Origin of the sequence: Streptomyces sp. NPDC101776, from assembly GCF_044766845.1 — a bacterium.
Lineage (GTDB): Bacteria > Actinomycetota > Actinomycetes > Streptomycetales > Streptomycetaceae > Streptomyces.
Genome location: NZ_JBIWMV010000014.1, coordinates 131335 through 144758 on the forward strand (window position 1 = coordinate 131335; position 13424 = coordinate 144758).

At 70.5% G+C, this 13424-nt stretch carries 12 protein-coding genes and 1 tRNA gene; 2 read left to right on the forward strand and 11 right to left on the reverse strand.

All coding sequences use genetic code 11. From position 1 onward, the window contains the following. Nucleotides 1-152: 152 nt before the first annotated feature. Both ACIRRY_RS34265 and ACIRRY_RS34270 read right to left on the reverse strand, forming a co-directional pair. Nucleotides 153-830, reverse strand: a complete 678-nt coding sequence (locus ACIRRY_RS34265) for a TetR/AcrR family transcriptional regulator (RefSeq protein WP_019064642.1) — start codon at nucleotides 828-830, stop codon at nucleotides 153-155. Then, the gene (locus tag ACIRRY_RS34270; RefSeq protein ID WP_403980566.1) at nucleotides 827-1843 is read right to left on the reverse strand and encodes an acyl-CoA desaturase; all 1017 of its coding nucleotides are present in this window, start codon (nucleotides 1841-1843) and stop codon (nucleotides 827-829) included. The genes ACIRRY_RS34265 and ACIRRY_RS34270 overlap by 4 nt, the downstream gene beginning before the upstream one ends. A 307-nt stretch (nucleotides 1844-2150) precedes the next feature. Here ACIRRY_RS34270 and ppc point away from each other — a divergent pair, with 307 nt between their 5' ends. Further along, nucleotides 2151-4883: a phosphoenolpyruvate carboxylase gene (gene ppc / locus ACIRRY_RS34275; RefSeq protein WP_403980569.1), complete on the forward strand. Its 2733-nt coding sequence runs from the start codon at nucleotides 2151-2153 to the stop codon at nucleotides 4881-4883. A gap of 76 nt (nucleotides 4884-4959) precedes the next feature. On the opposite strand, the gene ACIRRY_RS34280 is transcribed toward ppc, so the two are convergent. From ACIRRY_RS34280 to ACIRRY_RS34310, 7 genes are all read right to left on the reverse strand, one after another. Then, complete coding sequence (locus ACIRRY_RS34280) at nucleotides 4960-5460, reverse strand: hypothetical protein (protein ID WP_403980572.1); 501 nt, start codon at nucleotides 5458-5460, stop codon at nucleotides 4960-4962. Nucleotides 5461-5481: 21 nt separating this feature from the next. Next, nucleotides 5482-6054 carry an MFS transporter gene (locus ACIRRY_RS34285; RefSeq protein WP_403980575.1) on the reverse strand — a complete coding sequence of 191 codons (573 nt, stop codon included), beginning with the start codon at nucleotides 6052-6054 and terminating at the stop codon, nucleotides 5482-5484. Between the two features lie 206 nt (nucleotides 6055-6260). After that, a complete protein-coding gene (pth, locus tag ACIRRY_RS34290) occupies nucleotides 6261-6863 on the reverse strand; it encodes an aminoacyl-tRNA hydrolase (RefSeq protein ID WP_403980578.1) in 603 nt (200 codons plus the stop codon). A 101-nt stretch (nucleotides 6864-6964) separates the two neighbouring features. Next, the gene (locus tag ACIRRY_RS34295) at nucleotides 6965-7546 is read right to left on the reverse strand and encodes a 50S ribosomal protein L25/general stress protein Ctc (protein WP_403980581.1); all 582 of its coding nucleotides are present in this window, start codon (nucleotides 7544-7546) and stop codon (nucleotides 6965-6967) included. A gap of 181 nt (nucleotides 7547-7727) precedes the next feature. Beyond that, a complete protein-coding gene (locus ACIRRY_RS34300; protein ID WP_403980584.1) occupies nucleotides 7728-8708 on the reverse strand; it encodes a ribose-phosphate diphosphokinase in 981 nt (326 codons plus the stop codon). A gap of 77 nt (nucleotides 8709-8785) precedes the next feature. Continuing rightward, nucleotides 8786-10231 (reverse strand): bifunctional UDP-N-acetylglucosamine diphosphorylase/glucosamine-1-phosphate N-acetyltransferase GlmU, encoded by a 1446-nt coding sequence (gene glmU, locus ACIRRY_RS34305; RefSeq protein ID WP_403980587.1) that lies wholly within the window; start codon nucleotides 10229-10231, stop codon nucleotides 8786-8788. A gap of 147 nt (nucleotides 10232-10378) precedes the next feature. Then, nucleotides 10379-10450, reverse strand: a tRNA-Gln gene (locus ACIRRY_RS34310). A 207-nt stretch (nucleotides 10451-10657) separates the two neighbouring features. On the opposite strand from ACIRRY_RS34310, the gene ACIRRY_RS34315 reads away from it, so the two are divergent. After that, the gene (locus ACIRRY_RS34315; RefSeq protein WP_403980589.1) at nucleotides 10658-11992 is read left to right on the forward strand and encodes a sensor histidine kinase; all 1335 of its coding nucleotides are present in this window, start codon (nucleotides 10658-10660) and stop codon (nucleotides 11990-11992) included. Nucleotides 11993-12202: 210 nt separating this feature from the next. Here the strand turns inward: ACIRRY_RS34315 and ACIRRY_RS34320 are convergent, their stop codons facing one another. Both ACIRRY_RS34320 and ACIRRY_RS34325 read right to left on the reverse strand, forming a co-directional pair. Next, nucleotides 12203-12697, reverse strand: coding sequence for an SUKH-3 domain-containing protein (locus tag ACIRRY_RS34320; protein ID WP_403980592.1), 495 nt, complete (start codon nucleotides 12695-12697; stop codon nucleotides 12203-12205). A gap of 152 nt (nucleotides 12698-12849) precedes the next feature. Then, nucleotides 12850-13389: a YwqJ-related putative deaminase gene (locus ACIRRY_RS34325; protein WP_403980594.1), complete on the reverse strand. Its 540-nt coding sequence runs from the start codon at nucleotides 13387-13389 to the stop codon at nucleotides 12850-12852. Between the last annotated feature and the right edge of the window lie 35 nt (nucleotides 13390-13424).

A 13424-nucleotide genomic window follows, 5' to 3' on the forward strand; every position in this document is an offset into this window, starting at 1 on the left:
CACGGGCCGCCCCGCGCCCCCCCCCCCCCCCCCCCCCCCCACAACCCCCCCCCCCCCCCCCCACCCCCCCCCGGGGGGGGGGGGGCCCCCGGGGGCCCCCCCCCCCCCCCCCGCCACGTTCTCCGTACTCACAGGCTCACAGGCTTACGGGTTCAGCTTTTTCGGCGTCCTATCAAATGCGGCTTCGACTCCAGCCCGTCCAGCCCGTGCCACGCCAGGTTGACCAGATGGGCCGCCACCTCCGCCTTCTTCGGTCGGCGGACGTCCAGCCACCACTGGCCGGTCAGCGCGACCATGCCGACCAGGGCCTGGGCGTAGAGCGGGGCGAGCTTCGCGTCGAAGCCCCGGCTCTTGAACTCGCGGCCCAGGATGTCCTCGACCTGCGTCGCGATGTCCGAGATCAGGGACGCGAAGGAACCGGTCGACTGGGGGATGGGGGAGTCGCGGACCAGGATGCGGAAGCCGTCCGTGTACTCCTCGATGTAGTCGAGGAGCGCGAAGGCCGCCTGTTCGCAGAGTTCGCGGGGATGGCCGGCCGTCAGTGAGCTGGTCACCATGTCCAGCAGGCGGCGCATCTCGCGGTCCACGACCACCGCGTACAGGCCCTCCTTGCCGCCGAAGTGCTCGTAGACCACCGGCTTGGAGACCCCGGCCTTCGCCGCGATCTCCTCCACCGACGTGGCCTCGAAGCCCTTCGTCGCGAAGAGCGTGCGACCGACTTCCAGCAACTGGGCCCGGCGTTCGGCTCCCGTCATCCGGGTGCGGCGCGCGCGTCGGGGCTTCTCGTTGCTCGGGGTGCTGCTGGGATCGGTCGCCACGGCGTCAATCATGCCGCCTCCGCCGACTCCTTCCGGGGCTCGGAGCCGTCCGTACCGGAGATACGGCGCGAATCGATACGCGAGCGTGACGGCCAGCGCACGTCATAGGCCCAGCCGAGCTGCTCGCACCAGCGGATGATCCGCGCCGAGGAATCGAGCTGGCCGCGCTCCACACCGTGCCGCGCGGACGTCGGGTCGGCGTGGTGCAGGTTGTGCCAGGACTCGCCGCAGGACAGGATCGCCAGCCACCACACGTTGCCCGAGCGGTCCCGCGACTTGAAGGGGCGCTTGCCGATCGCGTGGCAGATCGAGTTGATCGACCACGTGACGTGGTGCAGCAGCGCGACCCGCACCAGCGAGCCCCAGAAGAAGCCGGTGAAGGCGCCCCACCAGGACATGGTGGCAAGGCCGCCGATCAGCGCCGGGAGCGCGAGCGACAGCATCGTCCAGAAGATGAACTGGCGGGAGATCGCCCGGATCGTGCGGTCCTTGATCAGGTCCGGCGCGTACTTCTCCTGCGGGGTGCGCTCCTCGTCGAACATCCACGCGATGTGCGCCCACCACAGACCCTTGATCAGCGCGGGCACGGTCTCGCCGTAGCGCCACGGCGAATGCGGGTCGCCCTCCGCGTCGGAGAACTTGTGGTGCTTGCGGTGGTCGGCCACCCAGCGCACCAGCGGTCCCTCGACCGCCATCGACCCGGCGATCGCGATGGCGATCCGCAGCGGGCGCTTCGCCTTGAAGGAGCCGTGCGTGAAGTACCGGTGGTAGCCGATCGTCACACCGTGGCAGCCGAGGTAGTAGAAGAAGACCAGCAGGCCGAGGTCCAGCCAGCTCACCCCGCCCCAGCTCCAGGCCAGCGGCACCGCCGCGAGCAGCGCCAGGAACGGGACGGTGATGAAGAGGAGAAGGGTGAGTTGTTCCAGCGACCCCTTCTTCTCGCCGCCCCGGGTGGCGGCGGGGAGCGGAGTGCCGTCGTCGTTCGCCCGCGGGGCGTCGTCGATCACATCGGAGCTCGTGGTCATGGGCGTCCCCTGTGGGGTTCGGAGGTGGAGGCGGAGCGTCGGACGGCGGAAGCCGGGCGGCAACAGTTCAGCATGTACTTCCCTACGGTTCCGTAACCTACGGCAACGTAAGTATGGCAGCGTGTCGACCGGTGGACGAAGCCCGTGAGACCGCGCGTCAGAGTGGACACCTATCCTTGGTGTCGGTCGGACAGCGCGGTCCGCTCTGTTTTCTTCCCGGATGTCCGTCCTGTATGCGGCAGCCGCCGTGGGACCGCCGTCCGGGTTCCCTCCAGACGAGCTTCAAACACTGCAAGGAGCCGCACCTGTGAGCAGTGCCGACGACCAGGCCACCACGACCAACAACGAACTGCGCGCCGACATCCGGCGCCTCGGCGACCTGCTCGGCGAGACCCTCGTCCGCCAGGAGGGCCCCGAACTGCTCGAACTGGTCGAGAAGGTCCGCCGCCTCACCCGGGAGGACGGCGAGGCCGCCGCCGAGCTGCTGCGCGGCACCGAGCTGGAGACCGCCGCCAAGCTGGTCCGCGCCTTCTCCACCTACTTCCACCTGGCCAACGTCACCGAGCAGGTGCACCGCGGCCGTGAGCTGCGGGCCCGGCGGGCCGCCGAGGGCGGTCTCCTCGCCCGTACGGCGGACCGCCTCAAGGACGCCGACCCCGAGCACCTGCGCGAGACGGTCAAGAACCTGAACGTCCGCCCGGTCTTCACCGCGCACCCCACCGAGGCCGCGCGCCGGTCGGTCCTCAACAAGCTCCGGCGCATCGCCGCGCTCCTGGAGACCCCGGTCATAGAGTCCGACCGCCGCCGCCACGACACCCGGCTGGCCGAGAACATCGACCTGGTGTGGCAGACCGACGAGCTGCGGGTCGTACGGCCGGAGCCCGCGGACGAAGCCCGTAACGCCATCTACTACCTCGACGAGCTGCACGCCGGCGCCGTAGGGGATGTCCTGGAGGACCTCACCGCCGAGCTGGAGCGCGTCGGCGTCAAGCTGCCGGACGACACCCGCCCGCTCACCTTCGGCACCTGGATCGGCGGCGACCGCGACGGCAACCCGAACGTCACCCCGCAGGTCACCTGGGACGTCCTGATCCTCCAGCACGAGCACGGCATCAACGACGCCCTGGAGACGATCGACGAGCTGCGCGGCTTCCTCTCCAACTCCATCCGCTACACAGGTGCGACGGAGGAGCTGCTGGAGTCGCTGCGGGCCGACCTGGAGCTGCTGCCCGAGATCAGCCCCCGCTACAAGCGGCTCAACGCCGAGGAGCCCTACCGGCTCAAGGCCACCTGCATCCGGCAGAAGCTGGAGAACACCAAGAGCCGGCTGGCCAAGGGCACCCCGCACGAGGCCGGCCGCGACTACCTGGGCACCGCCGAGCTGCTGGCCGACCTCACGCTGATCCAGACCTCGCTGCACGCCCACCGCGGCGGCCTCTTCGCCGACGGCCGCATGGACCGTACGATCCGCACGCTCGGCGCGTTCGGCCTCCAGCTCGCGACCATGGACGTACGGGAGCACGCGGACGCCCACCACCACGCGCTGGGCCAGCTCTTCGACCGGCTCGGCGAGGAGTCGTGGCGGTACTCCGACATGCCCCGCGAGTACCGCGCGAAGCTGCTCGCGAAGGAGCTGCGGTCGCGCCGTCCGCTGGCGCCCACCCCGGCGCCCGTCGACGCGGCCGGTGAGAAGACCCTCGGCGTGTTCGAGACGGTCAAGAAGGCCCTCGCGGTCTTCGGGCCCGAGGTCATCGAGTCGTACATCATCTCGATGTGCCAGGGCGCCGACGACGTGTTCGCCGCCGCGGTGCTCGCCCGTGAGGCCGGGCTGATCGATCTGCACGCCGGGTGGGCGAAGGTCGGCATCGTGCCGCTGCTGGAGACCACGGACGAGCTGAAGGCCGCCGACACGATCCTTGAGGACATGCTGTCCGACCCGTCCTACCGGCGCCTGGTCGCGCTGCGGGGCGATGTCCAGGAGGTCATGCTCGGCTACTCGGACTCGTCGAAGTTCGGCGGCATCACGACCTCGCAGTGGGAGATCCACCGCGCCCAGCGGCGGCTGCGCGACGTCGCCCACCGCTACGGCGTACGCCTGCGTCTCTTCCACGGCCGGGGCGGCACGGTCGGCCGCGGTGGCGGTCCGTCGCACGACGCGATCCTCGCCCAGCCGTGGGGCACCCTGGAGGGCGAGATCAAGGTGACCGAGCAGGGCGAGGTCATCTCCGACAAGTACCTGGTGCCGTCGCTGGCGAGGGAGAACCTGGAGCTGACGGTCGCCGCCACCCTCCAGGCCTCGGCCCTGCACACCTCACCCCGCCAGTCCGACGAGGCGCTCGCGCGCTGGGACGCGGCCATGGACGTGGTCAGCGACGCCGCCCACGCCGCCTACCGCAGGCTGGTCGAGGACCCGGACCTGCCGACGTACTTCCTCGCCTCCACGCCGGTCGACCAGCTCGCCGATCTGCACCTGGGCTCGCGGCCCTCCCGCCGCCCCGGCTCGGGCGTCTCGCTCGACGGACTGCGCGCGATCCCGTGGGTGTTCGGCTGGACCCAGTCCCGGCAGATCGTGCCCGGTTGGTACGGCGTGGGTTCGGGGTTGAAGGCGCTGCGCGAAGCCGGTCTCGACACCGTGCTCGACGAGATGCACGAGCAGTGGCACTTCTTCCGCAACTTCGTCTCCAACGTCGAGATGACCCTCGCGAAGACGGACCTGCGGATCGCCCAGCACTACGTCGACACCCTCGTCCCGGACGAGCTGAAGCACGTCTTCGACACGATCAGGGCCGAGCACGACCTGACCGTCGCCGAGGTGCTCCGCATCACCGGCGAGACCGAACTGCTGGACGCCACCCCGGTGTTGAAGCAGACGTTCACCGTCCGGGACGCCTACCTCGACCCGATCTCGTACCTCCAGGTGACCCTGCTGAAGCGCCAGCGCGACGAGGCGGCGGCGGGGGCGGACCCCGACCCGCTGCTCTCGCGGGCCCTGCTCCTCACGGTCAACGGCGTGGCGGCGGGCCTGCGCAACACGGGCTGACGGCACGAGCACGAGGTGCCCCCGAGCGAGCTTCCACGACAGCTCGCTCGGGGGCACTTTCGCTGTGGCGGCCGGGTCAGATCGCGACGAAGGCGGCCGTCAGCAGGGCGATCCCCGCCCAGGCCAGCATCTTCGCGGCCCGGGTCAGCCGCAGCCCGCCGGCGACGACCACCGAGGCCAGCAGGAGGGCGCCGCCGAGGGGCACCCAGGCGTACAGGACACCGGCGGGACCGGAGCGCATGACCTCGTCGGTGCCGGGCTTCACGACCACGGCGTAGGTCTCGCCCTTCTTCACCGCGACGGTGTGCTCGATGACGACCTTCGCGCGAGCCTTCGACCCCGTCGAGACCGGTGTGTACGGCCCGGTGCAGGTGTCGTCCCCGCACGCGGTGACCGCGACCGTGCCGCTCTCGCGCCCCTTGGTCAGCATCACGTTGTGCGCGGTCGGCCACGACCCCCACACCCCCGCGACCAGGATCAACACGGTGACCGCACCCATCGCCGCGACCCGTCCGAAGTTCAGGGCGGCGAAGGCACCGGGAGAGGTGGAGGCGGCGGGTGACATGGCGGGGATCATTGGCCATACCTGCACGCCGAGTCAACTGGGGGCCGGTGTGGGGGGTTTGTCAGCCGCCCTGGTCCACTCGCCCCGCATCCCCCGCACCCCCGGTCGCACCCCCGCCCAGGCCGCCGGTACCGCCACCACCCCGGCCACCGCCGACCACCACAGCGAGGCGCCCACGTGCCCCCAGGCCGCTACCGCCAGGACCGGGCCCAGGGACGCGCCGAGGCCGTACATCGCGTTGGCCGCGCCCAGGTAGCGGCCCCGGAGTTCCGGTGGGCCCGCCTGGGCCGGGTGGGCCAGGAACAGGGTGGGGGCCGAGACCGCCTCGCCGAAGGACCGGACAACCGTGCCGGTGACCAGGCCCGGCACGCCCCACGACGGGCCGTACAGGGCCATGCCCAGGCAGGTCAGGGCGGTGCCCAGCGCGACTACCGGACGTACCCGGCAGCGCTGGGTGAACCGGGTCACCGGCAGCTGGAAGGCGACGACCACCAGGCCGTTCACGGTGATCAGCGCCGCGTACACCGTGGGGGACAGGCCCCGGTCCCGTACCGCGAGCGGCAGTGCGGACAGGTACTGGACGTAGACCAAGGTGCTGGTCAGCATCGCGAAGAGGAGGAGCAGGCAGCGGCGGTCGGCGAGGAGCGGGCGGTAGTCGCCGGTTCCTCGCGCGGCGGCGGCGGGCTGTGGTGTTCCCGGGGGACGTGGCGCGCGACCACCGCCGCGCAGGCGAGGCCCACCGCCGCCCCCGCCGCCGTTCCGGTCGACGGAACGGGGGATCCGCGGTACGACGGAACAAGGGAGCCTACGGCTCAGGAGTTGTAGGCGCTCTGCGCCCGCTCCAGCCCCTCGCTCACCAGACACTCGACCGAGTCGGTCGCCCGGTCCACCAGGAAGTCGAGTTCCTTGCGCTCCGTCGAGGAGAAGTCCTTCAGCACGAAATCGGCCACCTGCATACGGCCCGGCGGACGCCCGATCCCGAACCGCACCCGGTGATAGTCCGGGCCCATCGCCTTCGTCATCGACTTCAGCCCGTTGTGGCCGTTGTCGCCACCGCCGAGCTTGAGGCGGAGGGTGCCGTAGTCGATGTCCAGCTCGTCGTGCACGGCGACGACGTTCGCGAGCGGCACCTTGTAGAAGTCGCGCAGCGCGTTGACCGGGCCGCCGGACAGATTCATGAACGACGTCGGCTTCACCAGCACGACCCGGCGGCCGGCCGGACCCGGCGCCCCGATCCGGCCCTCCAGGACCTGCGCCTGTGCCTTGCCGGCCCGCTTGAACTTGCCGCCGATCCGCTCGGCCAGCAGGTCGGCCACCATGAAGCCCACGTTGTGCCGGTTGTTCGTGTACTCGGGGCCGGGGTTGCCGAGTCCCACGATCAGCCAGGGGGCATTCGCGTCGGTCGTCACGTCCATGTCTCCTTGCTGTGTTTTCCCGGGGGCAGTCCCCCGGACCCCAGCAGCCAGCCGCTGCTCCCGGTGGGAACAGCGGCTGACAGCAGTGGTGAAGGTGAGGATCAGGCCTCGGTGGTCGCGGCCTCGTCGGCGGCGGCCTCTTCGGCCTGCGCGGCCAGGACCTGGAGGACGACCGCGTCCTCGTCGATCGCCAGCGTGGTGCCCTTGGGCAGCGGGATGTCCTTGGCGGCGATGGAGGCACCGGCCTCCAGGCCCGCGATGGACACGGTGACCGACTCGGGGATGTGCGTGGCCTCGGCCTCGACGGTGATCGTGCTCAGCACGTGCTCCAGCAGGAAGGAGCCCGGGGCCAGCTCGCCCTCGGTGTGGACGTAGACCTCGACGGTGACCTTCTCGCCGCTCTTCACGGTGAGCAGGTCGACGTGCTCCAGGTAGCCCTTGATGGCGTCACGCTGGACGGCCTTCGGGATCGCGAGCTGGGTCGTGCCCTCGATGTCCAGGGTGAGCAGGACGTTCGGGGTACGCAGGGCGAGCTGCAGCTCGTGGCCCGGCAGGGTGATGTGCAGCGGGTCGACACCGTGGCCGTAGACCACGGCGGGGACCTTCTTCTCGCGGCGGATACGGCGGGCGGCGCCCTTGCCGAACTCGGTGCGGGTCTCGGCGGCGAGCTTGACGTCGGCCATGGTCACTCCTCGTAGAACAGATGGGGAAGGCGGTCACCCGGCCGAACATCGGCCTGCTACGAAGAGCGCGTCGATAACGGACCGCCGTATCCGAGAACGGGTACGGCCTCCCTCGCCGAGCAACTAGGGCAGCTTACTCGGCGGGGAGGCCGTACAAGAAATCGATCTACGACCGTGGGAGTCAGTGCTCGTCGAAGAGGCTCGTCACCGAACCGTCCTCGAAGACCTCTCGGACCGCGTTCGCGATGGTCGGGGCGATCGACAGGACCGTGATCTTGTCGAGGTCGGCGCCTAGTTCGCCCGGGGTGGGGAGGGTGTCGGTGAGGACGAACTCGCTGACGCGGGAGTTCTTCAGGCGGTCGGCGGCCGGGCCGGAGAGCACGCCGTGCGTGGCCGTCACGATGACGTCCTCCGCGCCGTGCGCGAACAGGGCGTCCGCGGCGGCGCAGATCGTGCCGCCGGTGTCGATCATGTCGTCGACCAGGACGCAGACGCGGCCCTTGACCTCGCCGACGACCTCGTGGACGGTCACCTGGTTCGCCACGTCCTTGTCGCGCCGCTTGTGCACGATCGCCAGGGGCGCGCCCAGACGGTCGCACCAGCGGTCGGCGACGCGCACGCGGCCGGCGTCCGGGGAGACGACGGTCAGCTTGGCGCGGTCGACCTTGCTGCCCACGTAGTCCGCGAGGAGCGGGAGGGCGAAGAGGTGGTCCACGGGCCCGTCGAAGAAGCCCTGGATCTGGTCGGTGTGCAGGTCGACAGTGAGGATGCGGTGCGCACCCGCCGTCTTCATCAGGTCGGCGACCAGCCGGGCCGAGATCGGCTCACGGCCGCGGTGCTTCTTGTCCTGCCGGGCATAGCCGTAGAACGGCACGATCACCGTGATGGAGCGGGCCGACGCGCGCTTCAACGCGTCGATCATGATGAGCTGCTCCATGAGCCACTGGTTGATCGGAGCCGTGTGGCTCTGGATCACGAAACAGTCGGCGCCGCGCACCGACTCCTCGAAGCGGACGTAGATCTCGCCGTTCGCGAAGTCGAAGGCCTTCGTCGGGACGACCCCGACACCCAGCTGCTGGGCGACCTCCTTGGCAAGCTCGGGGTGGGCGCGGCCGGAGAAGAACATCATCTTCTTCTCGCCGGTCGTCTTGATCCCGGTCACAGCACTGTCTCCTCAGAGGTCATTCAACTGGGTGTGCGTTTATCACGGTACGCCGTGTTCGACGCACCCGTTTCCGGTCAGTCCTCGCTCTCGCCCTGGCGGGAAGCCGTTTCCGCGGCCTTCGCCGCCGCGCTGCCCGGCCGCTTGCGGGCCACCCAGCCCTCGATATTCCGCTGCTGGCCACGGGCCACGGCCAGCGAACCGGGCGGTACGTCCTTGGTGATCACGGATCCGGCGGCGGTGTAGGAGCCGTCCCCGACCGTGACGGGTGCCACAAACATATTGTCCGAACCTGTACGGCAATGCGATCCGACGGTGGTGTGGTGCTTGGTCTGCCCGTCGTAGTTCACGAAGACGCTGGCGGCACCGATGTTGGTGTACTCGCCGATCGTCGCGTCCCCGACATAGGAGAGGTGCGGGATCTTCGTGCCCTCGCCGATCGTCGCGTTCTTCGTCTCGACGTACGTCCCGATCTTGCTCTTCGTGCCCAGGCGGGTGCCGGGACGGAGATAGGCGAACGGGCCGACGCTCGCCTGCGGGCCGATGTGCGAGCTGTAGGCGACCGTGTTGTCGACGCGGGCGCCCGCGTCGACGACGGTGTCCGTGAGGCGGGTGTTGGGGCCGACCTCGGCGCCCTCGCCGATGTGCGTGGCGCCGTGCAGTTGGGTGCCCGGGTGGATGACCGCGTCCTGGCCGAAGGTGACCTCCACGTCGATCCAGGTCGTCGCCGGGTCGATGACGTCTACCCCGCCGAGCATGGCGTCGGTCAGCAGCCGGTCGTTGAGGATGCGGCGGGCCTCGGAGAGCTGCACGCGGTTGTTGATGCCGGCGATCTCGCGGTGGTCGCCCGCGACGGAGGCGCCGACCCGGTGTCCGGCCTCGCGCAGGATGCCGAGGACGTCGGTGAGGTACTCCTCGCCCTGGCTGTTGTCGGTGCGCACCTTGCCGAGGGCGTCGGCGAGCAACTGCCCGTCGAACGCGAAGACCCCGGAGTTGATCTCGCGGATCGCGCGCTGCGAGTCGGAGGCGTCCTTGTGCTCGACGATCGCGGTCACCGCGCCGGAGGCGCCGTCGCGGACGATGCGGCCGTAGCCGGTGGCGTCCGGGACCTCGGCGGTCAGGACGGTCACCGCGTTGCCGTCGGCGGTGTGGTTCGCGGCGAGGGCGCGCAGGGTCTCGCCGCGCAGGAGGGGGGTGTCGCCGCAGACGACGACCACGGTCCCGTCGATGTTTCCGAGTTCCTCCAGCGCCATCCGTACGGCGTGCCCGGTGCCGTTCTGCTCGGCCTGTACGGCGGTGCGTACGCCGGGGTCGGTCGCGCCGAGGTGGGCGGTCACCTTCTCGCGGGCGTGGCCCACGACGACGACCAGGTTCTCCGGCTCCAACTCGCGGGCGGCGGCCAGCACATGACCGACGAGGGTCCGGCCACAGATCTCGTGCAGGACCTTCGGTGTGGCCGACTTCATACGGGTGCCCTCACCCGCGGCGAGGACGACGACGGCTGCCGGGCGAATGGCGCTCACGGGTTTGCCCTTCGGCTTCGGAATGCTGGGGGGGGGGTGGACATTCGCAGGATACCGGGGCGTTTCATGGGAGACATGAGAGTGGGCCCTGACAGTGCTGTCAGGGCCCGAAGTGGGGTACGAGAAGGGGGTGTTGCTCTTTTTGTGCTCCCCCGCCAGGACTCGAACCCGGACAAATGGCACCAAAAGCCACGGTGCTGCCGATTACACCACGGGGGATCAAACTCGGGTGAACCAGATATTTGCTCTGGCTGCCGAGTGGGCACGCAACACTATGCCGTACCGGATGCCCTCCGTGCGACGGGACTTCTTCTGCGTGATCGGTTTCGTCACTGTTCGATTACGTCCTGTGGTGTGCCCTGTGGTGTAGGCCGGTCGTCGGAAACTCACCGGAAAAGCGCGGCCCGGCGCCCGTAGGCTGGAGGCATGACCACGACGGGGGAAGACCATGCCACGGTCCGGGGAGGGCCGTGGTGGTGGACCAGGTGGCGCAGCGCGGTGCTGGACACCGGGCTCGCGGCGGTCTCCGCCGCGGAGTGCGGTGCGGAGGGCGTCCGGTTCGCGCACGACGCGGGGATCCCGGCCGCCGTCGGAGTCGCCTTCGGGGTGCTGTCCGGCTCGGCGCTGATCGTCCGGCGGAAGTGGCCCATCGCCGTCGTCCTCGTGTCCATCGCCATCACCCCGGCCCAGATGGGCTACCTGATGGGCATCGTCGGCCTGTACACCCTCGCCGCGTCCGAACTGCCGCGCCGGATCATCGGATCGCTCGCCGGGATGTCCTTCCTCGGCATGCTCATCGTCATGTTCGTGCGGGTACGGCAGGACACGCAGCGGGGGTCCTGGGAACTCGGGGACTGGTTCGTGCCGTTCGCCTCGATCACCACCGCGGTCGGGATGACCGCGCCGCCCGTGCTGCTCGGGATGTACGTGGGCGCTCGGCGCCGGCTGATGGAGAGCCTCAGGGAGCGCGCGGACAGCCTGGAGCGGGAGCTCCAACTCCTCGCGGAGCGCGCCGAGGAGCGGGCCGAGTGGGCGCGGGGGGAGGAGCGGACGCGGATCGCTCGGGAGATGCACGACGTCGTGGCGCATCGGGTGAGTCTGATGGTCGTGCATGCGGCGGCGCTCCAGGCCGTCGCGCGTAAGGATCCGGAGAAGGCCGTCAAGAACGCTGCTCTTGTGGGGGACATGGGGCGGCAGGCGCTCACCGAGTTGCGGGAGATGCTCGGGGTGTTGAGGAGTGGGGACGGGGGTGGGCGCGGGGGCGGTCGGGATGCGCGCGAGCGTGCCGCCGTGCCGTTGGTGGCGGTGGGTGTGGCCGCCGCGGCGGCGGCCTCTCGGGCTGTCGACGATGAGGGCGCGGGGGACGGCCCGTGTCTGTCGGACGTGGACGAGTTGCTCGGGCAGTCCGCTGCGGCCGGGATGGCCGTCGATCTGTCCGTGGAGGGTGAGACCCGTTCGTACGCGGCGGAGATCGAGCAGACCGCGTACCGGGTGGTGCAGGAGGCGTTGACGAACGTCCACAAGCACGCGGCGGGCGCGAAGACGCATGTGCGGCTGGCGCATCGGGTGTCCGAGATCGCCATGCAGGTGGAGAACGAGCCGCCGCCGGAGTTGGCGTCCGCTTCGGCGGCGCGGTTTCCCTCCGGGGGGAACGGGCTGGTGGGGATGCGGGAGCGGGTGCTCGCGTTGGGCGGGGTGTTTGTTTCGGGGCCCACGGATGCGGGTGGGTTCCGGGTGTCGGCGGTTATTCCGTCGGCTTGAGGCCGCGGGTGCGTCGGTCCTCGCCTGGGGTGCGTTGTGGGTCGGTGCCGTGTCGGGGGGGTCTCCGTCCTCGGATCGGTGCGGCAAGGTTTCTCAAGAGTGCGGCGGTGTTGAGCGCCGACCGCTGCGGGCGGACACCCCCCGACACGGCACCTTCTCGCCGTACGCGGGTGGCGGCGGTCTTACGGCCTTCCGCCTGTTCGGCGCGGGTCAGGCCGTTGTCAGGCGTACGGGTTCGATGCCCGAGACGAGGGCCGCGAGGGCCTGGTCGATGTCGGCGCCCAGGTACCAGTCGCCGGTGTGGTCCAGGGCATAGACGCGGCCCTCGGCGTCGATGGCCAGGAGGGACTGGGTGTCGGGTTCCTCGCCCAGGGGGCTGACGTCGGTGTCCAGGGCGCGGCCCAGGTCGCCGAGCGTGCGGGCCATGTGGAGGCCGTGCAGCGGGTCCAGGTGGAGTGCCACGGGGGAGATCTGGCGGCCGGGGCCGGAAGGTGTGATGCGCAGGCCGCCGAACTCGGCCCAGGCCTCGACCGCCGCCGGGAACACGGCGTGCTGGTGTCCCGCGGGCGAGGTGTGGTCGCGCAGGGTGTCCGCCCAGATCTCGGCCTGCTTTATGTCCCAGCGGCCGGGCTGCCAGCCCGCGGCGCGCAGGGCGGCGTCGACGGGTACGGAGAAGCGCGTGGAGAAGTGGCGGTCGGCGTGCATCTGCCCTTCGATCGTCGGCGTCGGCGTCAGGGACGGTGGTGCGGTGGTGCGGTGGTGCCGGGTGGTGCTGAGCGGAGCCGGTGGTGCTGAGTGCTGCCTTTGTGCTGCCTTGTGTTGCCTTGTACTGGCTTGTGCTGGGCGGGGGTTGGGTGTCAGGCGTTCTCCGTCGCGGGGTCCACGACGCGGACGCCGAAGTGGGCGCTCAGGGCCGCGCAGGCCCGGCAGGGTGCCGCGAAGCTGCCGTGCAGGGGGTCGCCGTCCTCGCGGATGCGGCGGGCGGTGAGCTTGGCCTGCTTGAGGGTCTTGCGGGCCTCGCCGTTGGTCATCGGCTTGCGCGCGGCGCGCTTGCTGCGGGCGGCGTCGGCGGTGGCGATGTGGCGGGAGATCAGGATCGCCTCGGCACAGCGGCCGGTGAACCGGTCGCGCTGGGCGCTGGTGAGGGTGTCGAGGAAGTCCTGCACGAGCGGGTGCAGCGCCGGCGCATGGTCGCCGCGGGCGGCGGTGCCGGTGAGAGTGGTGGCGCCGCGCACGGAGAGGGCGGCGGCGACGGTCGGAAGTATGCCGTCACGGCGGTGGCTGAGGGCCGGCGCGTGCCGTCCCTCGGTGGCGCTCCAGCCGACCCTGGGGTCGCCCGAGGACCCCGTGTGCGCCCCGGTGTGCGGCCCCGTCTGCGTCGCGTTCATGATCGTCATCCCCTCCCGAGCATCCCCCGGCGGGTCTCAGAGTG

Coding starts and splice junctions, on each gene's coding strand:
- ACIRRY_RS34265 (WP_019064642.1), bottom strand. CDS start 830: ATGATTGACGCCGTGGCGACCGATCCCAGCAGCACCCCGAGCAACGAG.
- ACIRRY_RS34270 (WP_403980566.1), bottom strand. CDS start 1,843: ATGACCACGAGCTCCGATGTGATCGACGACGCCCCGCGGGCGAACGAC.
- ACIRRY_RS34280 (WP_403980572.1), bottom strand. CDS start 5,460: ATGATCCCCGCCATGTCACCCGCCGCCTCCACCTCTCCCGGTGCCTTC.
- ACIRRY_RS34285 (WP_403980575.1), bottom strand. CDS start 6,054: ATGCTGACCAGCACCTTGGTCTACGTCCAGTACCTGTCCGCACTGCCG.
- pth (WP_403980578.1), bottom strand. CDS start 6,863: ATGGACGTGACGACCGACGCGAATGCCCCCTGGCTGATCGTGGGACTC.
- ACIRRY_RS34295 (WP_403980581.1), bottom strand. CDS start 7,546: ATGGCCGACGTCAAGCTCGCCGCCGAGACCCGCACCGAGTTCGGCAAG.
- ACIRRY_RS34315 (WP_403980589.1), top strand. CDS start 10,658: ATGACCACGACGGGGGAAGACCATGCCACGGTCCGGGGAGGGCCGTGG.
- ACIRRY_RS34320 (WP_403980592.1), bottom strand. CDS start 12,697: ATGCACGCCGACCGCCACTTCTCCACGCGCTTCTCCGTACCCGTCGAC.
- ACIRRY_RS34325 (WP_403980594.1), bottom strand. CDS start 13,389: ATGACGATCATGAACGCGACGCAGACGGGGCCGCACACCGGGGCGCAC.